General features: G+C 48.3%; 15 protein-coding genes and 1 pseudogene. 10 read left to right on the top strand and 6 right to left on the bottom strand.

Annotated features, from left to right (window positions below; translation table 11 throughout):
• Nucleotides 1-128 precede the first annotated feature (128 nt).
• Nucleotides 129-3401, top strand: a complete 3273-nt coding sequence (locus DDT52_RS16740) for a DEAD/DEAH box helicase (RefSeq protein WP_136157357.1) — start codon at nucleotides 129-131, stop codon at nucleotides 3399-3401.
• Nucleotides 3402-3673: 272 nt separating this feature from the next.
• On the opposite strand, the gene DDT52_RS16735 is transcribed toward DDT52_RS16740, so the two are convergent.
• Entirely contained in the window at nucleotides 3674-4321 is a 648-nt protein-coding gene (locus DDT52_RS16735) for a TetR/AcrR family transcriptional regulator (protein ID WP_136157356.1), read from the bottom strand.
• A 211-nt stretch (nucleotides 4322-4532) separates the two neighbouring features.
• On the opposite strand from DDT52_RS16735, the gene DDT52_RS16730 reads away from it, so the two are divergent.
• From DDT52_RS16730 to DDT52_RS16715, 4 genes and pseudogenes are all read left to right on the top strand, one after another.
• Complete coding sequence (locus DDT52_RS16730; protein ID WP_136157355.1) at nucleotides 4533-5315, top strand: 3-ketoacyl-ACP reductase; 783 nt, start codon at nucleotides 4533-4535, stop codon at nucleotides 5313-5315.
• An 8-nt stretch (nucleotides 5316-5323) separates the two neighbouring features.
• Nucleotides 5324-6169, top strand: a complete 846-nt coding sequence (locus DDT52_RS16725; RefSeq protein WP_136157354.1) for a sugar phosphate isomerase/epimerase family protein — start codon at nucleotides 5324-5326, stop codon at nucleotides 6167-6169.
• A 107-nt stretch (nucleotides 6170-6276) separates the two neighbouring features.
• Nucleotides 6277-7738, top strand: a pseudogene (locus DDT52_RS16720) (FAD-binding protein); the annotation flags it as partial.
• A gap of 785 nt (nucleotides 7739-8523) precedes the next feature.
• Complete coding sequence (locus tag DDT52_RS16715) at nucleotides 8524-9921, top strand: MFS transporter (RefSeq protein WP_136157352.1); 1398 nt, start codon at nucleotides 8524-8526, stop codon at nucleotides 9919-9921.
• A gap of 199 nt (nucleotides 9922-10120) precedes the next feature.
• Here DDT52_RS16715 and DDT52_RS16710 read toward each other — a convergent pair whose 3' ends face one another.
• From DDT52_RS16710 to DDT52_RS16695, 4 genes are all read right to left on the bottom strand, one after another.
• On the bottom strand, nucleotides 10121-11422 hold the full coding sequence (locus tag DDT52_RS16710) for an anaerobic C4-dicarboxylate transporter (RefSeq protein ID WP_136157351.1): 1302 nt from the start codon (nucleotides 11420-11422) through the stop codon (nucleotides 10121-10123).
• Nucleotides 11423-11648: 226 nt separating this feature from the next.
• Nucleotides 11649-13088: an aspartate ammonia-lyase gene (gene aspA / locus DDT52_RS16705; protein ID WP_136157350.1), complete on the bottom strand. Its 1440-nt coding sequence runs from the start codon at nucleotides 13086-13088 to the stop codon at nucleotides 11649-11651.
• 246 nt (nucleotides 13089-13334) lie between these two features.
• Nucleotides 13335-14330, bottom strand: coding sequence for a LysR family transcriptional regulator (locus tag DDT52_RS16700; protein ID WP_109053879.1), 996 nt, complete (start codon nucleotides 14328-14330; stop codon nucleotides 13335-13337).
• Between the two features lie 589 nt (nucleotides 14331-14919).
• A complete protein-coding gene (locus DDT52_RS16695) occupies nucleotides 14920-15690 on the bottom strand; it encodes an HNH endonuclease (protein WP_136157349.1) in 771 nt (256 codons plus the stop codon).
• A 160-nt stretch (nucleotides 15691-15850) separates the two neighbouring features.
• Between DDT52_RS16695 and DDT52_RS16690 the strand changes: the two genes are divergently transcribed.
• The 3 genes from DDT52_RS16690 (at nucleotide 15851) to DDT52_RS16680 (ending at nucleotide 18665) form a co-directional block, all read left to right on the top strand.
• Nucleotides 15851-16951 (top strand): DUF1615 domain-containing protein, encoded by a 1101-nt coding sequence (locus DDT52_RS16690; RefSeq protein WP_136157348.1) that lies wholly within the window; start codon nucleotides 15851-15853, stop codon nucleotides 16949-16951.
• A 163-nt stretch (nucleotides 16952-17114) separates the two neighbouring features.
• Nucleotides 17115-17363, top strand: a complete 249-nt coding sequence (locus tag DDT52_RS16685) for a helix-turn-helix domain-containing protein (RefSeq protein ID WP_136157347.1) — start codon at nucleotides 17115-17117, stop codon at nucleotides 17361-17363.
• 3 nt (nucleotides 17364-17366) lie between these two features.
• Nucleotides 17367-18665, top strand: coding sequence for a type II toxin-antitoxin system HipA family toxin (locus DDT52_RS16680; RefSeq protein WP_136157346.1), 1299 nt, complete (start codon nucleotides 17367-17369; stop codon nucleotides 18663-18665).
• Between the two features lie 33 nt (nucleotides 18666-18698).
• Here DDT52_RS16680 and mgtA read toward each other — a convergent pair whose 3' ends face one another.
• A complete protein-coding gene (gene mgtA / locus DDT52_RS16675) occupies nucleotides 18699-21404 on the bottom strand; it encodes a magnesium-translocating P-type ATPase (protein WP_247595573.1) in 2706 nt (901 codons plus the stop codon).
• A 680-nt stretch (nucleotides 21405-22084) separates the two neighbouring features.
• Here mgtA and nikA point away from each other — a divergent pair.
• Both nikA and opp1B read left to right on the top strand, forming a co-directional pair.
• Nucleotides 22085-23704 carry a nickel ABC transporter substrate-binding protein gene (gene nikA, locus DDT52_RS16670; protein ID WP_247595569.1) on the top strand — a complete coding sequence of 540 codons (1620 nt, stop codon included), beginning with the start codon at nucleotides 22085-22087 and terminating at the stop codon, nucleotides 23702-23704.
• A gap of 200 nt (nucleotides 23705-23904) precedes the next feature.
• Entirely contained in the window at nucleotides 23905-24837 is a 933-nt protein-coding gene (opp1B, locus tag DDT52_RS16665; RefSeq protein ID WP_136157344.1) for a nickel/cobalt ABC transporter permease, read from the top strand.

Below are 24837 nucleotides of genomic sequence, written 5' to 3'. Positions count from 1 at the left end.
GTATCCACCCTAATAACTGTTTTTTAAAGAAGCGCTTTAGCAACTTTATCGATCATTGAATACTCGCCATGCTAAGGAGTAGTATGTTTTTAGTTACTGAATTTACTACATAAGGACATTGGCATCTCATGGACGACGACAAGAACAAAAGTCTCTCAATCATTCAGGCACTTAAAATTCTCGATTATTGGCACAAGATTGAATTTTTCGAGTCCACTGATATTAAAAGTCTGGAGGATAACGCTGATGGCGTTCTGAGACTGACAGTGGAGGCACTGCAAATTCCTTCAGCGCTTCCCTGGATCGATCCCCAACAGATCAGGCTGGCGGGAAGAGACTATTTACCCTCAAAGAAATATAACTATGAGCTTTTTTTTGGCATTTTCGATCGCAAGGAAATATTTGCCCGCGCAAAACAAACCTGGCCCGATATTGCAGATGTTAAGGATGAACAACTTCAGGATGAAGGGCGGACTTGTTCGGTAAAATGCCTCGTCGATCAGGATGGATATATTGATGGCGAGAGTTTTGAGTTCTCTACCGTCACATGGGCGCTAGGGCAACTGGAAACTGGCGGATTGCAAGACATCAATCTGGAATCTTACCAAATTGCGAGCGGGAAGTTACAAAAGCGCTTTAAGGAAATTATTGCGGTAGCTAATAATCTAAAAAAAGAGCATGGATTACCGCTCGTCCTGACGACTTACGAAATTATTGAATTTTTGAAGGCAATGGCAGAATGGACGCATTTCAGCCCGGAAGTTCCGGCGCCAGCGCTTTTTATTAAGCTAAAAGAGACCAGAAAGAAAAAAAACTCTCCCTGTAAGGATCAGCAACAGCAAACGTTTTATCCGGACAGGCTTTCTGAACTCTCTCGCCTTTCTCAAATATCGGTAAACCCGGCGATTACCGAAATATCTGCATCTTCGCCAGATATCGCGGGCGAAATCACTATTCTGAATAGCTTTTACCTTCGCGATATTGAAAAAGCGATTAACTGGATAAAAGAAAAAGGGCTGCTCGCTGATTCTCCATTGGGACGTTACCTTATCGGCAGCAGGGATAGAAAACCGGATCTGATGACGCCAGATGGCCGTTCGCTGCTGCTGGATAAACTGAGGCTAAGTCAATTACCTGCCGGGCGCTGGCCGTCTGATTCTGCGCACAATATGAGTCTGATGCAGCAGTTCGCGATTAACACACTTGAGCAAGAACTGGCCCTGTCAGGGCTTTACTCGGTCAATGGCCCACCCGGCACGGGTAAAACCACTATGTTGCGGGATCTGGTTGCCAGCAATTTGGTTAAACGAGCATCCATTCTGGCAAGCCTTGATCGTGCTTCTGAGGCATTCGGGGAAACCATCTGTCTGACGTTGGATAGCAAACATTTCACTATTCCCTGTCTGTCCCCCCAGCTCGCGGGCTATGAAATGGTGGTGGCATCCAATAATAACGCAGCGGTGGAGAACATTTCTCGGGAATTGCCCCAGCAAAAAAGTCTGGGCAAAGCCTGGCGGCAGATTGGTTACCTGAAACCCGTTGCGCAAAAGCTGGCAGCACAAACTCGTATTTTCGAGCTCCATGAGCAGAAAAACGATAAGTTATATGAAATCAAACCATTAACCGCTGAAACGGATTGTTGGGGACTGATTGCCGCGGCGCTGGGAAAACAGGAGAACCGTGAAATATTTGGACAGCGTGTTTTCTATTTTAAGTCGGAAAAAGGCGTTGCCTCGGCACCTGCCGATAGTTATCGCACCCTGGTAGAGTCGATTAAGCAATTACCTGATAACGCATTCGCAGAAGCGAAGAACGCTTTCAATACCGCGCAGGAAGGATTCCAGGGCATTCTTTATGAGCTGAAACAGCTGGAAGCGTTGCGGGATCAGCAGGAGGCTTGCCAACAACAAAAGTTAAAAGTGGAGCAATGTCGTGCTCGCCTGCTTAGGCTGAACGTGCGGCTGGCAAAACTTCGAGACCGCAGGACGGCATGGTGGACGTTGCAGGTCGGGGCCTGGTGTCGTGAACGGGCGATTATCGGCGGTCTGGAACGGAGGCGTGCCATCGTTGACGCCAGTTATCAACTTGAAAAAAACCGGTTCGAGCAATTAGCTAATGCCTTGAGAGAGGAACAGCAGCGGTGTGCCTTGCTCGAAGAGAAATACTCCGATGCGGTTTTTGCCACGTCAGAGACGGATATCGAAGCGCCAGCATTCCAGCGCACTACCTTTGGCCATTGTCAGGCGTTGAATGAAGCTCGTAGCCTTCTGACTGTCAAAGCCCTTGAGCTGCATCAGGCATGGTTGGCGGCAGCCTACAAAGAGAGCAATCTTCATCAGGCATTTTATATATTAATGCAAGCGATCAATGGTGGCATTCAACATAAACAGGCGTGCATGGCGCTATGGCGGTTGCTGTTTATGATCGTGCCTGTTGTCTCATCAACCTTTGCCTCCGTGGCGCGCCAGTTCAGCACTTTCGGAGAAGGTGACATCGGTTGGCTGTTTATTGATGAAGCAGGGCAGGCAACGCCGCAGCAGGCAGTAGGCGCGCTTTGGAGAGCGAAACGGGCCGTTGTTGTTGGCGATCCGTTGCAGATTGAACCCGTATTTACCATCCCACCGGCGTTTGTTGAAGCCATCGCCCGACGAGATTTCGGTGAGGCATGGCGGGACTGGTCTCCCACTGTGCAGTCAGTGCAAAATCTGGCAGATCGGGTTAACCCATACGGGACAATGCAAATATCGAAAGAGATCTGGCTTGGCAGCCCGCTGCGTGTGCATCGCCGCTGTGATGAGCCGATGTTCAGCATCGCCAATGCGATTGCATACAACAATAAGATGCTGCATGGACGGGATGATCTCTGGCCACAGGATGATTTCCTCTGGGGAGATAGTTGCTGGTTTGATGTGTGTGGTGAAGTTGATGGTAAACACTTTGTCCCTGAACAGGGGCAGTATGTGCTTTCTATGCTGCGGGCGTGGCTGGAACAGTCTCCAACATTGCCTGACGCCTACATTATTTCTCCGTTTAAGCGGGTGAAAAACCGGCTGAAAGTGTATCTGCGCAAGGAGCTGCGTGGCGTCAACGGTAGTGGTGCATGGATCAACGAACGTGTCGGCACCGTACATACGTTTCAGGGTAAAGAAGAGAAAAACGTGATTATTGTGTTGGGCCTGTCAGAGGAACACCGCGGCGCAGCAAAATGGGCGTCTGCGAAACCTAATCTGTTGAATGTCGCGGTTACACGTGCACAGAAACGGGTTTATATTGTCGGCAGTAAAAATATCTGGTCGGGGTGCCAGTATTTTAACGTCGCGCATGAGAAGCTGGAAGCGCGGCAGAAATCAACGCAGAGCATGAATGCTAAGGAAAGCGCCGGCAAATTAATACAGAGCTGATTATATTTACAGAACTGAGTAGTTGCGGAAGAGAAAACTGATGGTGCATTTAACCTGACGCAAAATTCTGTGCGCTTATTTCAAATGATGACTGGTATTATTGATTATATTGAATCAATTTATAATCAATAATACAGTCACTATAAACTGGAAAATGCTTTATCTGTTGAATATGATCAAAAGCGGGTAAGTGATTCTCCAGTTCCTGCTGTTCGCTACCGTTTTCATTCTGAGTTAAAATAAAACCGGATGAATTATTTATTATGTTGAACTCATTTTTTAGAATGAGGGCAAATCCAGCAGGCTATTGTATCTTTCATAACATCTAATCTTTCTTTTAACGTGTTTTTATTCATAAGATCTTTTTTATAAATAATGGATAGCGTGGATTGATTTATCAGATAAAAGAAACCAAGTGCGGATATATTGATGTTGAGCTGCATGGCATCAATATCGGGCCGAATCGTACCTTCTTTTATTCCTTTATCGATAATGCGTTGCGAAAGACTTAGCCATGGTTGGTTAATTTGAACCGCAGTCGGCGAGCTTGCCATATGGCGTGCCTTCATCTGGTTTTCACTGTTTAGTAAACAAATGAATTCAGGATGTTCCAGATAATAATTCCAGGTAAACTCAACTAAAGCCAGAATGGCCTGATCGGCAGGAAGATTATCCAGTTTTAGTTCTGACTCATGTGTTCTGATTTGTTGGTAAGCCAGTTCGAGCGTACGTGTAAATAGTTCATCTTTATTGACGAAATAATAATAGATTAGCTGTTTGTTAACATTGGCTCTTTGCGCTATTTGATCCACTCTGGCGCCGTCAAACCCTTTCTCTGCAAATTCGCTTGTCGCAGCATCCAATATAAGTGTCTGTGTTAAAACAGGGTCGTTTTTGCGTTTAATATTGCTTTTTGTCATATAGATTCTCAAAATCAACTAGTTAGTAAAATCCATTGTATATGTAACAGTATCAGGCCATCAATGCAAACGGCAGGTTTTTATTGTGTGATGTTAATCACAGATAACCAACCGTTTAGTTGAAAGTGAAAAATCAGGAGAATATATTCAATTTCAGGCTGGATAAGATGATTTAACATTTATTATTCATATACGCATAAAGGAAACGAAAATGAGTTCTAAACCCGTAGCAATTATCACAGGCGCGGCCAGAGGCATTGGTAAAGGTTGTGCTATGGCATTAGCAAAAGCCGGTTTTAATCTTCTGATAAATGACAGAACAGATGATGAAAGTGTCGAAAAGTTAAAAAAAGCGCAAAAAGAATTTCAGGAGTTAGGGGCGGAAGTTGAATGTTTTCACGCGGATATATCCGATCTCTCTCTTCATGAAGAAATGCTGGATAGCGCAGAAAACAAGTGGGGAAGAATGGATTGTCTGGTGAATAATGCAGGCATTTCCGTACAAAAAAGGGGAGACTTACTGGATGTCACTCCAGAAAGTTTCGACCAGAATTTACTGGTAAATACAAGAGCGCCTTTCTTTTTGACTCAGGCATTTAGCAAGCGGCTGATGAAGAATCCGAACGCTCAGGAAAATCATCGGTCAATCATATTTATTACTTCAATTAATGCCGTGATGTTAGCCATGAACCGTGGGGAATATACCGTTGCCAAGACCGCGTCATCAGCAACGGTTAAACTGTTTGCCATGCGTCTGAGTCAATTAGGTATTGGTGTATATGAAATTAGACCGGGCCTTATTAAAACGGATATGACCATCCCTGCGACACAATATTATGATGAATTAATTTCGCAAGGACTCGTTCCTCAGGGACGCTGGGGATATCCGGAAGATATTGCATCAACGGTGAGAGCTATGGCTGAAGGGAAATTAGTGTATACCTGTGGTGTTCCTGTCGCTATTGACGGTGGCCTTAGCATGCCGCGTTTTTAGGGGGAGTAATGAGAAGTATATCGCAGCGCCCGGATTTATACTGTATTAATACGGCGACACTTGGATTTAAAACATCACTTTCAGAAATTATTGATGAATGTGCTAAAAGGGGCATTGCCGCTATTAGCCCATGGAGGAAAGAGCTTGAGGAAAGCCGTCCCCAGGATATTTTGCGAAAGCTTAAAGATTGTAATATGTCTATCTCCGGTTTATGTCGTAGCACATATTATACCGCTCCCAATCAGACGGAGAGAGAGGCTGCGATTAATGACAATCGCAAGGCGTTAGATTTGGCGGCAGAATTGGAATGTTCTTGTTATGTGCAAGTTGTCGGCGGTCTTTCGGGCTATTCAAAAGATTTAGAAGATGCACGATCGCAGGTTAAAAAAGGTATTCAACAGCTATTAGAACACTCTCGTCAGGTCGGGGTTCGTATTGCGTTGGAACCGCTTCATCCTATGACGACAGCCGATCGTTCTTGCCTAAGTTCTTTACGTCAGGCGTTGGATTGGTGTGATGAACTCGATCCGGATGGTTATTATGGATTAGGGGTTGCCGTTGACGTTTATCATGTCTGGTGGGATCCCGATTTATATAGCCAAATTAAACGGGCAGGAAAACGTATCCTTGCTTTTCATGCATCGGACTGGTTAGTTCCAACTACGGATTTAGTGAACGATCGCGGCATGCCTGGTGATGGGGTAATCGATATTCCTTTAATTCGAAGTTGGGTAGAAGACGCGGGATTTGATGGTTTAATTGAGTTAGAGATTTTTTCTCATAACAATTGGTGGAATAAAAACATAGCATCCACACTGGATGTCAGTATCGAACGTATGTCTAAATTTTGTTAAGTATGAAAAATGCATTGTTTTAATTATTTTTTAAATATAATCGTTTTTATACAAATCCATTAACAATCGATTTGGAAATATACTTGTTAGCATGTAAGGGGCACCAGATGAGTGGAGTGAGCAAGGAGATTTTAGATAATTTAACTCATGTTAAACTGCCAAAAGGATTTATTGCGCCAGAAGAAAATGATATAGAAAATATCAATAACATGCCTATCCCGGTATATAAATATGATGCCGTTGTTGTTGGTACTGGCGCGGCTGGGTTACGGGCGGCGGTGGAGCTGAAACGCCGAAATGTTAATGTACTGCTTGCAACATCAGGTCTTTATAAAGGCACGTCAGCGTGTTCTGGCTCTGATAAGCAAACCTTGTTTACCGCGTCAACATCAAAAAATGGCGACAACTTTTTCAAACTTGCTGAAGATTTAAGTTCAGGCGGCGGAATGGACAAAGATGTAGCCTATGTTGAATCTGTAGGCTCCATTAATACCATCGCAGGGCTTCAATTTCTGGGGTTAAATCTCCCGGAAGACAAGTATGGTTCTATATTACGTTATCAGACCGATCACGATGAGGCGGGAAGGGCGACAAGCTGCGGCCCGAGGACATCGAGATTGATGGTAAAAGTATTATTAGAAGAAGTGAAGCGTCTTGGTATTCCCATTTTAGAAAATACCACAGCATTAAAGTTATTAAAAAATACAGATAAGGAGGGTAAGGAATCCTGCTCGGGCCTTATTGTAAGTATCAATTTGCCTCATTATCATAATGAGCTAAAGTTAGGCATCATCTCTTCTCCCCATATTGTGTTAGCGACTGGCGGGCCAGGAAGTATGTACCGGGATAGTGTTTATCCCAGAGGGTGTTACGGCTCATTAGGTCTGGCTTTAGAAGCTGGAATAACACTGACTAATATTATTGAGAGCCAGTTCGGGATTAGTACCGCAAGTACCACGTTCCCATGGAATTTATCAGGGACATATGTACAGGTTATCCCTTATATTTACTCCCTTGATTCGGATGGAAATGAAATAAATTTCCTTGCTGATTATTATCGAACAACGCAAGAGCTGGTCTCAAATGTTTTTAGAAAAGGATATCAATGGCCTTTCCATTCAACCCGCACTTTGGAATATGGTTCGAGTTTAATTGATATGGCTATTGCCGATGAAACCAGAAAAGGACACCGGGTGTATATGGATTTTAATCGTAATCCAGAACCCGTCCCCGGCGACATTCCCTTTTCTTTAGAAAATCTTGATAGGGACGTAAAAGAATATCTTAGTAATAATCAATGCGATCAGGCGCTACCGATTCAAAGGTTAAAGCATATGAATCCTCTGGCCATTGAACTGTATCGAATGCACGGACACGACATTACAACGACGCCTCTGGAATTTTCTGTAAATAATCAGCATATGAATGGCGGGATTGATGTTGATATTTGGGGAGAAAGCAGTTTAAAAGGTTGTTTCGCTGTCGGCGAAGTTGCCGGTACCCACGGAGTCACCAGACCTGGAGGAGCGGCTTTAAATTCGGGACAGGTCTTTGGGGTCCGGGTCGCGCAAAAAATATCTTATGATCTGATATCAGATTTTCAACATATTAATTTATCCGATGAATCAGTGTCTTCTGCAATTGATGAAATCGTTTCTTATATTAAGGATTGTTTGTCTTCTGCAAAACTGTCTATGCATGAGATAAAAGCACAAATCAGGAACCGGATGTCTGACAAAGCGGGTTTTATTGTGTCGACTAAAGACGTTCAGGATGAGTTATCCTTATCGTTAAAACTTTTTTCAGATATCAGCTCACATGGCATAAAAGTGGATAGTGAAACGCAGCTTGCAAATGTTATTTTATGGAAGCATTTCTCGCTCACTTCCGCTGCGGTATTAAGCATGTTGAATGAATATATTTCATCCGGCGGTGGAAGTCGGGGAGCCCGCATCATTCTGGATGAGCAGGGAGATGCTATACCCTCTGATCGTCATGGCGTTATTGATAAATGGCGTTTTAGAAGTGAAAGAAAACAAGATAGAGAGAAAAAATATCTTATTAAATGGACGGGAAAGGCATTTTATAATCAAACGCGATTAGTAAATAATTCGGTAAATTTAGATGATATTTTCTTTGAGAAAAACTGGCCTGATTTTTTGATGGGAAAAATTTATTTATAATTATTTTGTTTATTAACAACTTATATCCATCATCTTCCAAGTTGCAGGGGCGTTGGCCGTACTCGTTTATCTCAATCACTAACCTGGGTAAGTGATTCGGGGTTCTCTCGTTTTTCGCCTTCCTGCAACTTGAAATCTATTAGGTATATATCTTTTAATTGAGGGGAAAAAATGAAAATTTCTGATGAAGCGAGTCTTCGGGAATATCTCGAGTCTCAGCCGTTAAAAAAATTCCATGTTGTATTAACTTTAATCTGTTTATTGGTTTTAACATTAGACGGATTTGATATGACGATCATGGGATTTGTTGCGCCATCACTGATGGATGAGTGGAAAGTCAGCCATGATGTGCTTGGCGTCGCAATGAGTGCGGGGTTAATGGGGCTTGCCTGCGGTGCTTTGATGGGCGGAACCATAGCCGATCGTTTTGGAAGAAAGAATGTCATATTTTTTGCTGTATTGGTTTTTGGCTTACTGTCAATCGCCTCTGCTTATTCTCCCAACATAGAAATATTGATTATCCTGAGATTTCTGACTGGGCTCGGACTGGGTGCGGCACAGCCTAATGTGGCAACACTGATTGCGGAATATTCGCCGGTAAAATATAAATCAACGCTGATTTGTATCATTTATTGTGGCATAACGTTGGGAAGCGCTCTGGTCGGTTTTGTTGCAAAAGAAGTTATTCCAATATTTGGATGGGAAGGCGTTTTCATCGTTGGTGGATTATTGCCTATCTTATCGCTAATTCTTATCGTTTTTTATCTTCCTGAATCTATTCTATATCTTTTAGAAAATAATAAAAGAATAGACTATGTCTATAAAGTAATGAAAAAGGTTACCGGCGGTCATGATGATGGCGTAGAATTAGACACAATTAAGATAAATAAATCTCATTCTGTGTCGGCGCCGAAGTTTACCCTGGTAGAAATATTGAAGAAGCCATATTTACTCTGTACTCTTAGCCTGTGGCTGGGATTATTTATGAATTTAATGTGTGTTAACTTCTTAAGTAACTGGATGCCCTTATTAATCAGAGAAAGTGGATTCACATTGACTGATGCCGCTTTAATCGGCGCAATAGTTCAGGTGGGGGGAACATTAGGTAATATTTCTATTGGTTTGATTATGGACCGGTGGGGTTACCATCGGACAATGTTCCTGGGGATGTCCGGCGGTGTCGTCTTCTCACTGTTATTGACTCAATTCCATTATAATCTGACAATTATTGGTATCCTGGCATTCTTCCTGGGGATCACAGTAAACTCGGTTAATACAGGCTGGACATCACTATCATCGAGTTATTACCCAACAAAAATACGCGCTACGGGAACCAGTACAATGACGGCTGTTGGTCGTACAGGTGCAATTCTTGGGGCCTTTATCGGCGGATTGATATTATCGACAGGCATCCAGGCTATTAATATGTTTTATTTTCTTTCCATTCCTATCTTTATTTGTGCGCTGGCGGTGCTTATCAATAAAAAAGTCATTGGAAACAGCAAACAAGAGGCTATGCTAAAAACGAATCAAGAATCTGATATGATAAAAGTATCAAAGACACAATAACAGCTGAAGTTTTCATAGAACCGTATGCTATGACAAAGATACGGTTTTATAAAATATGTTATTTCTGTTTTTAAATAGGTTTTCTCATGTTGGCGTCTGACAACTTATTCTGCGGGCATGAAAAAGCCAGTATTCCTGGCTTTTTCATGTGACTTGTTTAGTACATTGAAAATGAATTCAGGCGATCGTCTTTAGTGATTTACAGCAGAATATTACCAAGAATAAACCCGAATATCACCGACAGCGCAATAGTCAGCACGCCCGGTATCAGGAACGAGTGGTTGAACACATATTTCCCGATACGGGTTGAACCTGTGTCATCCATTTCCACGGCGGCCAGCAAAGTCGGATAGGTCGGCAAGACGAACAGGGCGGATACCGCCGCGAAGGATGCCACCGCCGTCACGGGCGAAACGCCGAGCATCAGTGCCGCTGGCATCAATGCCTTGGCTGTCGCAGCCTGTGAATAGAGCAGCATGGCGGCAAAGAACAGGACGATAGCCAGCATCCACGGGTAGCTTTGCAGGAGTGAGCCTGCGGTTTCCTGGATATCGGTAATATGCGCTTTGACGAAAGTATCACCCAACCAGGCAACCCCCATCACACAGACGCACGCGCTCATCCCTGATTTGAATGTACTGGCCGCGAGCACTTTCCCCGTATCGATTTTACAGGTGACGCAGATCAGCGTTGCAATCGTCAGCATAAACACCACGATCGCTTCATTACGCGGTAAAACCGGGTCAGCAATCAATTTGACAGTATCGCTGATCGCGGTGGCATAAAACATGACGGCAATGATGCCGAGCAAAAACAGCAGTACCGAAAGTTTTGCTCCGGGTTTTATTTCGTACGCATTTGTACTGCGTAAAGCAACTTCACCTTTTTTCAAACGTTCCTGATAAATTTCATCATCTTTCAGTTCCTTACCCAGGAAATTGGTGACGATGGCGGTCAGCAAGACGGCAGCCAGCGTAGTAGGAATACAAATCCCCAGCAACATCAGATAGCTGACGCCGTGCGGTTCCAGAATACCGGCGACAAACACGACGGCGGCAGAAATCGGTGACGCGGTAATCGCTACCTGTGAGGCTACGACGGCAATCGACAGCGGACGCGAAGGCCTTATTCCCTGTTCCTTGGCCACTTCCGCAATGACCGGCAACGTAGAGAAGGCGGTGTGCCCCGTACCGGCCAACAGCGTCATGAAATAGGTAACGAGAGGCGCGAGGAAGGTGACGTATTTAGGATGACGGCGGAGAAGTTTTTCCGCCAGGCTGACAAGATAATCCATGCCGCCCGCCACTTGCATGGCGGCGATAGCGGCGATAACCGCCATGATGATTTCGATAACATCAAAAGGGATCGCGCCCGGATTTATATGGAATCCCAGAGTAAGAATCAAGACTCCCAGACCACCGGCAAAGCCAATACCGATACCGCCAAGCCGCGCCCCCAGATAGATGGCAAACAGCACGATAATGAGTTCCAGGACCAGCATACAATGCTCCTTAAAACAATTTGATATACCCCCGTCCTTCATATTGCAGAGACGTTGACTGGCGATTCGCCTCCTTTCCGTGTTTCACCCCTTTGGGGCCGCCTTCCCGTCTCTTGATATCAGCTGGGTATAAATATCGTTTTGATTTTTATGATTTTTTATTTTTTTAATGAAGGCACAGGATACGGATACCCTGTGCCTGGCCGTTGTTATTAACAGAAAGTGATTAAACGGATTCTTTTTCGTCGGTATAGCGTTTTGCTTTATAGGCCGGATGCATCAGATTCTGGATAGAGAAGATGTCGTCCAGTTGCGCTTCGGTGAGCAGACCGCGCTCCAGTACCACTTCACGCACGCTCTTGCCGGTTTCGGCGCAGATTTTCCCGACGATATCGCCATTATGGTGACCGATGAACGGGTTCAGGTAGGTCACGATACCGATGGAGTTGAAGACGTACGCTTCGCACACGTCTTTATTGGCGGTAATGCCATCGACGCATTTTTCCAGCAGGTTGTAACAGGCATTAGACAGAATCTGGATGGACTCAAACATGGCTTGTCCGATGACCGGTTCCATGACGTTTAACTGTAACTGGCCAGCTTCGGCCGCCATCGTTACGCAAGTGTCATTACCGATAACCTTGAAACAAACCTGATTCACCACTTCCGGCACCACCGGGTTAACCTTCGCCGGCATAATGGACGATCCTGCCTGTAGCTCCGGCAGGTTGATTTCGTTCAGGCCGGTACGCGGGCCGGAAGACAGCAGGCGCAGGTCGTTACAGATCTTGGATAGTTTCACCGCCAGACGCTTGAGAGCACTGTGCACCATCACATAGGCGCCGCAGTCGGACGTCGCTTCGATCAGATCCTCCGCGGGGACACAGGGTAAGCCGCTGACTTTCGCCAGATGCTGTACGGCCAGATGCTGATATTCATCAGGGGTGTTCAGACGAGTACCGATCGCGGTTGCCCCCAGATTCACTTCCAACAGCAGTTCCGCGGTACGCAGCAGGTTTTTGTTTTCTTCTTTCAGCAGGATGTTGAAGGCATGGAACTCCTGACCCAGGGTCATCGGAACCGCGTCCTGCAACTGGGTACGGCCCATTTTCAGGATAGATTCAAACTCTTTGGCTTTACGCTCAAACCCCTGACCCAGTTGAGTCGTTGCATCCACCAGTTTCAGGATTGAACTGTACACCGCCAGACGAAAGCCGGTCGGATAGGCATCGTTGGTAGACTGACATTTGTTCAGATGATCGTTCGGATTGAGGTATTGATATTCGCCTTTTTGATGGCCCATCAGTTCCAGACCAATGTTCGCCAGCACCTCGTTGGTGTTCATATTAACCGACGTGCCCGCGCCCCCTTGATAAACATCGACGGGAAACTGATCCAGGCATTTGCCATTATTCAGCACTTCATCACAGGCCTGGATAATCGTATCGGCAATTTTACGTGGGATTGTCTGCAATTCCCGGTTTGCTAATGCCGCCGCTTTTTTCACCATGACCATGGCGCGAACAAATTCCGGAATGTCGCTAATCGTATTCTCGCTAATATAAAAGTTTTCGATAGCCCGAAGTGTATGAATACCATAATACGCATTAGCAGGGACTTCACGTGTGCCTAGCAGGTCTTCTTCTATTCGAATGTTATTTGACATATTCATTATTCCTTTCTCTTGCTCGATGGCATTTGATGGTATTTAAAATATTGGGCTGTTAGTTGACGCTATTCAGAAAAACGGCCCACTTATTAATAAGGCGATATTTAGCCATCACGATTTTTATTAAATCATGATTGAATGATTGTTTTTTAGGGATGATAAATCCCGGATAAATACGTCATGGCGTATTTATCTATTTACATCGGCGGCGAATCCTCAATAACTGAAAACGTTATAGGTTCGCTATTCCGTGTTATCTGAATTAATAGAAACCAGTTTTTCTATTCCCCGATTAAGATTCTCCAGTTTTGGAATAAAGACGGTTTTGATTATTTCATGTGTTACATCGCAGGCTTCGTCAAAGAAAGCGCTATATTCATCACGATGTCCGACAATATAAAGTGAACGTTTAATGTTCAATTGCTCTGGCATATGTGTCAGAACCTGCCGGGAATAGGTTTCTGATTGTAGGAAACTGATGGGGCTGGTGACGCCCCAGCCGATTCCCGCCGCGACCATCGACGTTAAGGTATCCGCATTATCAAACTCGAGCATGTTGGGGACACGAATATCTATTCTGCGCAGATAGCGTTCAATCTGCATGCCAATCTGTGAGTTACGGTTGAACCTGACCAGCGGTAACGCGGCGGACAGTTCGCGAATATCTTCAATTGTCTTGATGCGTTTGCGATACTCCGGCGGCGTGATAATGAAGTAACCTTCGGAAAACAGGCGGTAGCGCACCACGCTATCGGTATCGATCAACGGATCGCTGGTGACGATGAGATCCAGTTCGCGCCGCATCAGCGCTTCGCCCTGCTGTGGGCTTAATCCCGTGCGAATCAACAACTGTGATGAGCTTTTCAACAGGCGTTTCGTGAATACTGAACCACAGGTGATGGCAAAAGAGTCGACCAGACCGATCCGCAGATCGGGTTTTATGCCGCGTCCTGCTTCCAGAACCTGAGCTTTCAGATTCGCGATCTCTTCGGTAAGCACTTCCCCCCGGTTTTTTAACGCAATGCCATAAGGCGTCAATACAAAAGGGCGTCTCGCCCGATTGACCAACATGACGCCGAAATCGTCTTCCAACAGCCTGATCGTTTGCGAAACTGCTGACGGCGTCAGGCCCAGCCGCGCTGCTGCTGCGGTCATGCTGCCTGCCTCAGCCATCGTCACAAAAACGTGGACTGCATACATGTCGATCGATTTATTGGCGGACATTGTTCGTTTAACCATGTGTTATTGCCTACGATGCAAGGGTACATGCTTATTGAAGCACTGGGATAGACGGTAGTTTACCTCATATTATCCTGCCAGCAGACGTTGTAACTGATGCAAGCTTAGTGAGCGCAACTCGGAAAAAATACGGGTCGCGTCACTGATTAATTTTTTCTTATAACTAGGTGTAGTTAATCTGAATGTAGCGGGTACGGAAAGCCGCATAGTGCACGGTGAAAATATTAACAATAGATTAACTTAATGATTATTAATAAGATTGGTGCTATTCCCGCTGTTTATTTCGCGCTGGTTTTTGCAACCGATGTTTTCTGTCAGTAGCGGCTGCTCGTTGTTGTACGACTTATTTAATGCAATACATGGGCATATTGTTGTGAGCACGAGTGAAGAATAAGAGAGAAATAATGAATATCAGGTAAGGTAACGTATCATTTTGTGTTGGTGGATCGCTTTACCGGGATGCTTTAATCTTTAATTACGGTATTTACGTTTAAGCAACATGGTTAGCAATTCGACTGTCTCGATCCTATCGCGATGGGTTTGTCATCAATCTCATTTCCCCATATTTCAAGCCGTGTCATTATCCGCCTCATCCTCTCCCCAGAAAAATATGCTCACGGTGATAGGCCATCTGTGACATATCAGGCGGGTATTGATCGGGGAGACGTATCGGCTGGCCTTCGTATTGGACGAAGTTGAGTTCGCTGATGGTGCTTTTCAGCTTTTTGATTCTGGGAGAAAGCAGCATTTCCAGATGGTCGTTAAAGGTAATCAGCCCCATATCAAAAGCCTTATCGTGCAGGTTGGACAAACAGAGCCCGTTGCTGGGATTTAAACGGTGTTCAGCCGCTGTTTTCCACGGGCGAATATGGCTGGCTACCAGTAACGCGGGTTCCTCCAGACCTGTGACGCAGCAGCGTTCGCCGTAGGCGCTGAGAACGCGCTTGCGAAACAGCTGCTGGCCGATCCGTGTTTTGACCTGCGCGATCCTCTCGTCGCCCCGATAGTCTTCTTCGACATCGCTGGCCTGCAATGATATGGGACGGTTTACGTCAATACGCGCCATCGCCTGCTGACATTGCAGCTCAAACCGCGTGGGGTCGTTGTCCATCTCTTGCCACAGTTCACGGTCCGCTTTGGATACGCCGCGCAGGCCAGTTCGGCCAGAACCAGTAATAAACGGATCGAGGCTGGCGATATTAACCAGCTTCATGGCGAGCGCCGAGGGCGTGCGGTTAATCAACGCCGCATAGTGAATAATATCAGGATTGCGCGAGTGCAACTTGCCGAACGGTAATTGGCTGTAGAGCGTGAAGGCGATCAGCAGTTGGTCCCGTGTCCAGTGATTGGTGGCTGCCATGCGTTTTCCGTCAGGTGGTTAGCGTGTTCGGTTAGCGATATCGCTAACTATGCCAGGTAAGACGATAAAATGCATGCGGACTTCCAGATCGTCAGACTGGACCATCCTCTTCGGCTGAGATAACGTCTTGGCTGCCTGTATAAGAATAATCAGAGGTAAGATGCCACATTATCGTATCCCCCTTTTTCGACCACTGTGTCTGGTTGTCCTGCTGCTGTTGGCCGGCTGTTCCAGCAAAACCCCACCGACGCCGGCGCCGCGTCCGGCGGATGTCAAAGCCCGGCTTATGCAACTGTTGCCTGCCAGTGTCAACGATCGTCAGGGATGGGCAACCGACATTGCCGCCGCCTTTACCGCGCAGGGTATCGATCCCAGCAATGAGAATTTATGTTCGGTCCTGGCGGTGACGGAACAGGAATCCACGTTTAAAGCCGATCCGCAGGTGCCGGGCTTATCGAAAATCGCCTGGCAGGAGATCGACCGACGTGCCGAGCAAGTGCATGTGCCGGCCTTTCTGGTGCGCACCGCGCTGTTGATTAAATCCCCCAACGGCAAGAGCTACAGTGAGCGGCTGGACAAGGTGCGCAGCGAAAAAGAGCTGAGCGCCATTTTTGATGATTTCATTGCTATGGTGCCGATGGGACAGAAACTGTTTGGCCGCTTGAATCCGGTGCGTACCGGCGGGCCGATGCAGGTGAGCATTGCCTTCGCCGAGGCTAACGCCAAAGGCTATCCGTACACGGTAGATGGCACCATTCGCCGTGAAGTATTCACCCGCCGCGGCGGAATGTACTTCGGCATTAGGCATTTGCTCGGCTATCCCGCGAATTACACGCAGTCCCTCTACCGGTTTGCCGATTTTAACGCCGGCTGGTATGCCAGCCGCAATGCGGCATTCCAGCGTGCGGTCAGTCGATTGAGCGGTATTACGCTGGCGCTGGATGGCGATTTGATCAATTACGGTTCCAATAAACCGGGTTCGACGGAACTGGCCGTGCGTTCGCTGGGTAAACGTCTGGATATGAGCGATGCAGCGATCCGGCGCGCGCTGGAAAAAGGCAACAGTCTGGATTTTGAAAAAACCGGGTTGTATGAACGGGTCTATGCATTAGCCGATAAATCGGCGGGGGGCAAGGCTCCCCGCGAAGTTTTGCCGGGCATTACGCTGGAAAGCCCGAAAATCACCCGTAAATTAACGACGGCGTGGTTCGCCAAACGGGTTGACGAGCGTCGCCAGCGCTGTATGACCAGAGCGCAATAATCAGCGTCGTGGTCATGAGTCCGCCATAGTTTTTGCTGAGGCACTGGCAGGGTATAGTTATCCTCCATAGCGGATAAATAATAGATATCCGCTATAAGGGATATTTCTTGATTTATCCTTTATAGGGGATATTATTAATTTTATCCCTTCAGGAGGATAAAAAATGAAGATCACCTCTGCCAGTATGTTGGCCCATGCCATGCGTGATGAACGTAAAAAGCGCAAACTGAATCAAAGCCACGTTGCCGAGAGCATGGGCATGAAGCAATCCACCGTGTCTGATTTCGAGAATCACCCGGGGGGGACCCGGCTTGAAACCTTGTTCAAGCTGCTGGCGGCATTGGATCTGGAGCTTCACCTTGCCGAACGGGGGAGTCAGCAACCGAGTCAGGGATGGAGTGAGGAGTGGTAAACGATGAATATCCTTACTGTTGCACTTAATGGCATTGCCGTCGGCGCGCTGGCGAAAGGCGCAGGAAGTGATATGACGTTCACTTATTCCCCTGATTGGCTGAGTCGTTCGGGCGCGCGCGCCATTTCCCTCTCGTTGCCTTTACAGCGAGCCACCTACCGTGGCGATGTGGTTTATAACTTCTTTGATAATTTACTGCCGGATAACGACAGTATTCGCAGCCGGATCCAGGCTCGTTTTCGTATCGCGACTAAACAGCCCTTTGACTTACTTTCAAGTATTGGCGGCGATTGCGTTGGCGCTATTCAGCTCTATCCGGCTGGTGCTTCTATCGCACCAGTAACTGATGTCCAGGCAGAAGCGCTCAGTGACGATGAAATAGAAGCGTTGTTACAAGGCTATCGGGAGGCGCCATTGGGGATGGAGGCTGATATTGAGGACTTTCGTATCTCTCTCGCCGGTGCGCAGGAAAAGACGGCGCTGCTTTGGTATAAAAACCGGTGGCATCGTCCGCAGGGAAGTACGCCAACCAGCCATATTTTCAAGCTACCGATTGGTTATATTGCTAACAACCATATTGATCTTAGCGAGAGTGTCGAAAACGAATGGCTGTGCCTGAAAATTGCCGAGAAATTTGGTTTTCCGGTCGCTCAGGCGGAAATCGCCCGATTTAATTCACAGAAAGTATTGATTGTTGAACGCTTTGACCGGCGCTGGTCAAGTGGCGATAAGCCCTGGCTGATGCGGTTGCCGCAGGAGGATTTTTGTCAGGCGTCGGGCATTGCGCCGGCGTTAAAATACGAATCTGACGGCGGCCCCGGCATTGAGCGATCAATGGCGCTGTTGCTCGGTTCACAGCAGGCGAGACAGGATAGAGACACTTTTTTCAAAAGTCAGATACTGTTCTGGATGCTGGCCGCGATTGACGGCCATGCGAAAAATTTCAGCGTGTTTATCGAACCGGGCAGCGCATACCGTATGACGCCGTTGTACGACGTGATGTCGGCTTTTCCTCTCATGGGACCGACCGGGATACCAGCCCAGAAAGCGAAAATGGCGATGGCGGTGCTTGGTAATAACCGCCATTTCCACTGGCATAAAATTTTGCCGCGTCACTACCTTTCTACCGCCAGCAAAGTGGGATACCCGCAGGAACAGGTTGTGGCGATGATGGCGGAGATGAAGGCGAACACGGAACGGGTCATTGCGGAAGTTGAAACGCGGCTTCCTGACGATTTCCCGGAGCACATCAGTGCCGCGATTTTTGCCGGGCTGCGCTCACAGGCTGCCCGGCTGCCTTGAATTTTCTCGCTACGCCCGCCGTGCGGCGGCGTGTCAGAACCACTGGCCGAAGCGACGGATATACGCGCGTTTTACCAGTTGGGCCACGGTGCAGTAGCCGATCAGCGTGGCGGCCAGCCACGGGAAGTATTCCCACGGTAAAGGCTGCAAGCCGACCAACGGACCCAGCGGTGAAAACGGCAAATAAATCCCCAATGCCATCACCAGTCCGGTCATCAGCATCACGGGCAGGGCCGCGGTGCTCTGGATGAAAGGAATTTTCTGGGTACGCAGCATGTGTACGACCAGCGTTTGCGATAACAGTCCTTCAATAAACCAGCCCGACTGGAACAGCGCCTGGTGTTCAACGCTGTTGGCGGCGAACACAAACCACATCAGCGCATAGGTGGTGATGTCGAAAATGGAAGACGTTGGCCCAATCCACAGCATGAAACGGCCGATGTTCCTGGCGTCCCATTTGCGCGGCTTACGTAAAAACTCTTTATCCATTTTGTCCCACGGCAGGGAAAGCTGTGAGATGTCGTACATCAGGTTCTGAATCAGCAGGTGGATCGCCAGCATGGGCAGGAAAGGGATGAACGCACTGGCGACCAGTACCGAAAACACGTTGCCAAAATTCGAACTGGCCGTCATGTTCAGGTACTTGATAATGTTGCCGAATGTCTCACGCCCTTTGATAATGCCTTCTTCCAGCACCATCAGGTTTTTTTCCAGCAGAATGATATCCGCCGATTCTTTGGCAATATCGGTGCCGGTATCCACGGAAATACCGATGTCGGCATCACGCAGCGCCGGGGCGTCGTTGATGCCATCACCGAGAAAGCCGACCGTATGGTTATTGCCCTGCAACGCTTTCAGTACGCGGGATTTCTGTAGTGGCGTCAGCCGGGAAAAGATGGTGCGCTGTTCCGCCACCGCAGCCAGTTGCCGATCGCTCAGCATATCGATTTCATTGCCCGTCAGCGGTTCTCCGGCTTCCAGCCCGACATCACGGCAGATTTTACGGGTGATGATCGGGTTGTCTCCGGTCAACACTTTGACCGTGACGCCATTTTCATGCAGCGCGCGAATGGCCGCCGCGGCACTTTCCTTCGGTGGATCGAGAAAGGTTAGCAGGCCATGGATCACCAGATCTCGCTCATCATCCGCGCTGATCGGCAGCTGACAACCGGCGGGTCCCAACTCGCGTACGCCAATCATCAGCACACGGAATCCCTGCTGGTTGTAATTTTCCGCCAGCGTTTGCAACGCGTTGCGGCGGGCCTCATCCAACGGGAACAACTGTCCGTTTTCATTGACGTGTGTCGCAATAGCCAGCGTCTCTTCCACCGCGCCTTTACAAATCAGGCGCGGGTGATTGTGTTCGTCTGCAACCACGATAGACAGGCGGCGGCGGACAAAATCAAACGGCAGTTCATCGATTTTGCGATAGCGGCTGAGTCCGGCGGTCTCCGGTTTGTCGCGACCGAAATGGATAATGGCTTTATCCATCAGATTCTTCATGCCGCTCTGGTGATAGCTGTTGAGCCAGGCGAGCTGTAGCACCGTTTCATCATTCTGACCGTGGGTATTGAGATGATGCTCGAGGATGATGCGATCCTGCGTCAGGGTGCCGGTTTTATCGGTGCAGAGTACGTCCATGGCGCCGAAATTCTGAATCGCGTTCAGCCGTTTCACCACCACTTTACGCCGCGCCATGGCAATCGCGCCCTTGGCCAGATTGGAGGAAACAATCATCGGCAGCATTTCCGGCGTTAACCCCACGGCAACGGCCAACGCAAACAGGCTGGCTTCCATCCAGTCGCCTTTGGTAAAGCCGTTAATCAGCAGCACGACGGGCACCATCACCACCATAAAGCGGATCAGCAGCCAGCTCACGCTGTTTACGCCGCGATCGAACGCCGTCTGGGCGCGCGTACCGACGATCGATTTTGCCAGCGATCCAAAATAGGTCTGGTTGCCTGTCGCCACGACGACCGCGGTTGCCGTGCCGCTGGAGACATTGGTTCCCATCAGACAAATGCCGGATAATGACAGCAGATCGCTTTCACTGCCTTGTGGCGCCTGAGCGCCTTTGGCGCTGATGTTGCTCAGCACGTCATATTTCTCTATCGGCAGCGATTCGCCGGTCAGAACGGCCTGACTGACGAACAAATCCCGTGACTCAATCAACCGGACGTCGGCCGGCACCATATCACCCGCGGACAGGTAGAGAATATCGCCGGGCACCAGCTCCTGAAGCGGAATTTCCTGACGAACCGGCGCGGTGTTATAGCGGGAACGGCGCAGGACGGTAGCCGTGGTGCGTACCAGCGATTTCAGCGCTTCGGCGGCTTTGTTGGTGCGGAATTCCTGCCAGAAACGCAGCAGGCCGCTCAGGCTGACCATCACGACGATGATCAGCACGCCGGTGAGTGAGGTTTCTTCGTGCTGGCGGGCGGGCAGCCAGTAATCGGTGATAAAACTGATCGCCGCCAGCGCCATCAGCACATAGATAAACGGATTATTAAAAGCGGCGATCAGCTGTACCAACGCATGAGGCGCTTTCTCATGGGCGACCCGGTTTTCGCCATAAACCTGCTGACGATCGGCGACATCTTCATCAGTCAACCCATTTAAATGGGTGTTCAGGTTAGCCAGTGTCTGATCGAGGCTGTGCTGCGCTTCCTGAGCAATAACGAACTTGAGGGCCTCTTTTTTACGTTCACGATCGGTGTGTTGTTCATGTTGGTTAATCATGTCGGTCATGATGTTTTCCCTTTTGGCCATCCGTAAGGCATGGCGATCCCGCCCCGCAATTTAAGGCGGGATAAACAGATAGAATTGAGATGGATGGTATGGCGGAAGAGAGGACGGTGGACGGGCAGAACCGAATACGTTCCCTATTCCGCGTTAACGGTTAACGTGCGCGGCCCGGAGGGAATAAAGCGTGGCTATTTAAAAAAATGATAACTGTACGCATGGTCATTTCTCTATCGTGGACGATGCCGCGAAAATGATGTTATTTACATGGGTATGCAACAGTTCGGAAAAAACAGAAGTGATGCTGCCCGCCGTTATCGGCAAGCCACGCATCAAATGGAAGATAGCGTTAGCTTGCCAGTGGTGAATGGTTAAAACGATGACTGTCCAATATGTCTATCCCCACTAGAAAAGATGGCTGGAACTATAGCCATGTCGTATTTACCTGTAAACCCGGTTTCCTAAACCTAATCTCAACGCGTGCGCATTTCCATGGCGAGTCGCGGGAGACGCGATAGCGGTGCGCAAACAAATAAACATTTCTTGTTTTCTCTGCGCTGGGTCATGGTTTCATAAACGATAACAATTCTCACCTAAAATCTTGTTTGTTAAAATAGCAACCGACTTCAGGTCATGTTTTCTACATCACTGTGTTTTTTAGTAAATGGAATATTACTATGTCTATATTAAATAGAACCGCTGAATTACAGGAAATGGCACCGGGCCGGACAAAAAAAACCAACTCCCTCCTTGCCGCTCTGCTGCTTTGCCTCTCCCCGTTATTGACCAACTCTGCGATGGCGCAACCGCCTGAGTCGCTGACGTTTGCCAACTTCCGCGACACGCGCGATCTGAATCCGCATATCTATTCGGGTGAGATCTGGGCGCAGAATATGCTGTACGAATCGCTGGTGAAAGTAACGCCGCAGGGAATTGAGCCCTGGCTGGCGGAAAAGTGGGAAGCCTCCGCGGACGGCAAGGTGTACACCTTTACGCTGCGCGACGGGGTGAAATTCAGCGATGGCGTGCCGTTTAACGCCGATGCGGCGAAACAGAACATTGATGCCGTACTGGCAAACCGTGAACGTCACGGCTGGCTGGAAATGGTGCGCATCATCGAGAAGGTGGAAGCGCTGGACGAGCATCAGTTACGCTTTACCCTGAAAGAGCCCTATTACCCTTTCCTGATTGAGCTGGCGGTCACCAGGCCGATGCGCTTTATTTCTCCGGCGGCAATGAAAGAAGGGGGAACGAAGCAGGGGGTAAACGCCTACATCGGTACCGGCCCGTATGTGATGAGTGAGCACAAAACTGATGAGTACGCCGTGTTTACGCTCAACCCGCACTACTGGGGCGAAAAACCCAAACTGGAACGCGTGGTGATGAAGGTGATACCGGATAATCAGACGCGGTTGCTGGCATTGCAGAAAGGCGAAATCGAGCTGATTTATGGCAAAAACATGATTGATGCCGATTCCTTTGCGCAACTGAATAAGGATAAGAAGTTCACCACTCGGCTTTCCGAGCCGGTATCGACCCGCATGTTGCTGATCAATACCACGTCGGAAAATTTGCAGGACGTTCGCGTTCGGCAGGCGTTACAGCATGCGGTGAATAAAATCGATATTGCGGAAGGTATTTTCAACGGTAGTGAAGTCCCGGCGGATACGCTGCTGGCTAAAAATGTGCCGTACAGCAATGTTGATCTGAAGCCTTATGCGTACGATCCGGATCAGGCGGCAAAACTGCTGGACGCGGCGGGTTGGATACGGAAAGACGGTCAGGAGTGGCGTCAAAAAGACGGTAAGCCCCTCTCCATCGACATTTATTATGATAGCAACACCGCCTCACAGAAGGTGATCGCCGAATATTTGCAGAATGAACTGGCCGGACTGGGGATTGAACTCAGGCTGAATGGCGAAGAAGAGCAGGCATACCGCGATCGGCAAAAAGCGGGCAAGTTCGACATCGTGTTCAATATCTCCTGGGGCACGCCTTACGATCCTCAATCCTTTTTGTCGGGGATGAAATTGCCGGTTTACGGCGATTACGCCGCGCAGCAAGGGCTGGCGGAGAAAAAACAGATCGATGACAGTATTTCACATGCGCTGATTACCACGGACGAAAAAGAGCGGCAGGAGTTATACCGTTATGTCCTGACCACGTTACATAATGAAGCGGTCTATATCCCGCTGACCTATGAACGCAATCGGGCGGTCTATGTGAAGAGCCTGAAAGGCGTGGATTTTAACCCGTCACAGTTTGAGATCCCGTTTGATCGCATGTATCGCGAGTAATGCATTGCCGTTCGTCAGGCAATCAGGATGCCGGTGGCGTTAACCCGGACGGTTGACAAATATAGCCTCTTATCATGTTGTCCGGATTGGGCGTTGGTAAGGGGCTATCGTCCACTCTGGTTATCGCTGAAGCGTGTACTTTGTTATCCGTTCCATGCTTTCCGCGTCGCGGATGGATCTGCGAAATTACAGGTTGTTATGTGAAAAAATATCTCTGCCGACGTCTGTTGCTGACGATACCGATTCTGATCGGTATCTCGTTCCTCTCTTTTTTGCTGCTGAATCTGGTGCCTGCCGATCCGGCGGAAGTCGCCCTTCGGGTCAACGAGATCATCCCCACCCCGGAATCAGTCGCCGCCATGCGGCAACAGCTGGGGCTGGATCGCCCTTTTCTGGTGCGCTATGTCTACTGGCTGTTCGATGCCATGCGTCTGGATTTTGGCTACTCGTACATAAACAACCGGCTGGTTCTGGATGAAATTTCCCGCTGTTTGCCGGCCACGCTGGCACTGGCCGGACTGGCTCTGGTGATGATCCTGTGTATCAGCATCCCGCTGGGCGTGTTAAGCGCGGTGTATAAGGACAGCCTGTTCGATCGCCTGATCCGGACACTGGTCTTTCTGGGGACGGCCATGCCCAGCTACTGGCTTGGTTTACTGCTTATCTGGTGGTTTGCGCTGGCGTGGGACTGGCTGCCGACCAGCGGCAGCGGCACGTTCGCGCATATCATTCTGCCTGCCGTGACGCTGTCGATGGTCTATATCTCCATCTATATCCGATTGATTCGTAATAACATGCTGGAAAATATGCAGCAGTATTATGTCTATTACGCCCGCGCCCGGGGGTTGACGGAGAAAAGCATTATTGTGCGCCATGTGCTGAAGAATTCGTTGCACAGCAGCATTACCGCACTGGGTATGAGTATTCCGCAGTTGCTGGCCGGAACGGTGATTATCGAGAACATCTTTGCCTGGCCGGGCGTGGGGCGGCTCTGCATTTCAGCGATTTTCAGTCGTGACTATCCGGTGATTCAGGCTTATATCCTGATGATGGCGGTGCTGTTTGTGTTCTGTAATCTGCTGGTGGATATCATTCAGCGCTGGATGGATCCGGCTTTGAGGCGCGAGGGATAA

The sequence above is a fragment of the Brenneria roseae subsp. roseae genome (genome assembly GCF_003115845.1).
Lineage (GTDB): Bacteria > Pseudomonadota > Gammaproteobacteria > Enterobacterales > Enterobacteriaceae > Brenneria > Brenneria roseae.
This window is presented reverse-complemented; position numbering and strand designations above follow the sequence as displayed.

Bases quoted from the DNA above. Each gene is read 5' to 3' on its own strand.
- DDT52_RS16710 (WP_136157351.1), bottom strand. From the start codon at position 11,422: ATGCTGGTCCTGGAACTCATTATCGTGCTGTTTGCCATCTATCTGGGG.
- DDT52_RS16740 (WP_136157357.1), top strand. From the start codon at position 129: ATGGACGACGACAAGAACAAAAGTCTCTCAATCATTCAGGCACTTAAA.
- aspA (WP_136157350.1), bottom strand. From the start codon at position 13,088: ATGTCAAATAACATTCGAATAGAAGAAGACCTGCTAGGCACACGTGAA.
- DDT52_RS16715 (WP_136157352.1), top strand. From the start codon at position 8,524: ATGAAAATTTCTGATGAAGCGAGTCTTCGGGAATATCTCGAGTCTCAG.
- nikA (WP_247595569.1), top strand. From the start codon at position 22,085: ATGTCTATATTAAATAGAACCGCTGAATTACAGGAAATGGCACCGGGC.
- DDT52_RS16695 (WP_136157349.1), bottom strand. From the start codon at position 15,690: ATGGCAGCCACCAATCACTGGACACGGGACCAACTGCTGATCGCCTTC.
- DDT52_RS16700 (WP_109053879.1), bottom strand. From the start codon at position 14,330: ATGGTTAAACGAACAATGTCCGCCAATAAATCGATCGACATGTATGCA.
- mgtA (WP_247595573.1), bottom strand. From the start codon at position 21,404: ATGATTAACCAACATGAACAACACACCGATCGTGAACGTAAAAAAGAG.
- DDT52_RS16685 (WP_136157347.1), top strand. From the start codon at position 17,115: ATGAAGATCACCTCTGCCAGTATGTTGGCCCATGCCATGCGTGATGAA.
- DDT52_RS16730 (WP_136157355.1), top strand. From the start codon at position 4,533: ATGAGTTCTAAACCCGTAGCAATTATCACAGGCGCGGCCAGAGGCATT.
- DDT52_RS16725 (WP_136157354.1), top strand. From the start codon at position 5,324: ATGAGAAGTATATCGCAGCGCCCGGATTTATACTGTATTAATACGGCG.
- DDT52_RS16735 (WP_136157356.1), bottom strand. From the start codon at position 4,321: ATGACAAAAAGCAATATTAAACGCAAAAACGACCCTGTTTTAACACAG.
- DDT52_RS16690 (WP_136157348.1), top strand. From the start codon at position 15,851: ATGCCACATTATCGTATCCCCCTTTTTCGACCACTGTGTCTGGTTGTC.
- DDT52_RS16680 (WP_136157346.1), top strand. From the start codon at position 17,367: ATGAATATCCTTACTGTTGCACTTAATGGCATTGCCGTCGGCGCGCTG.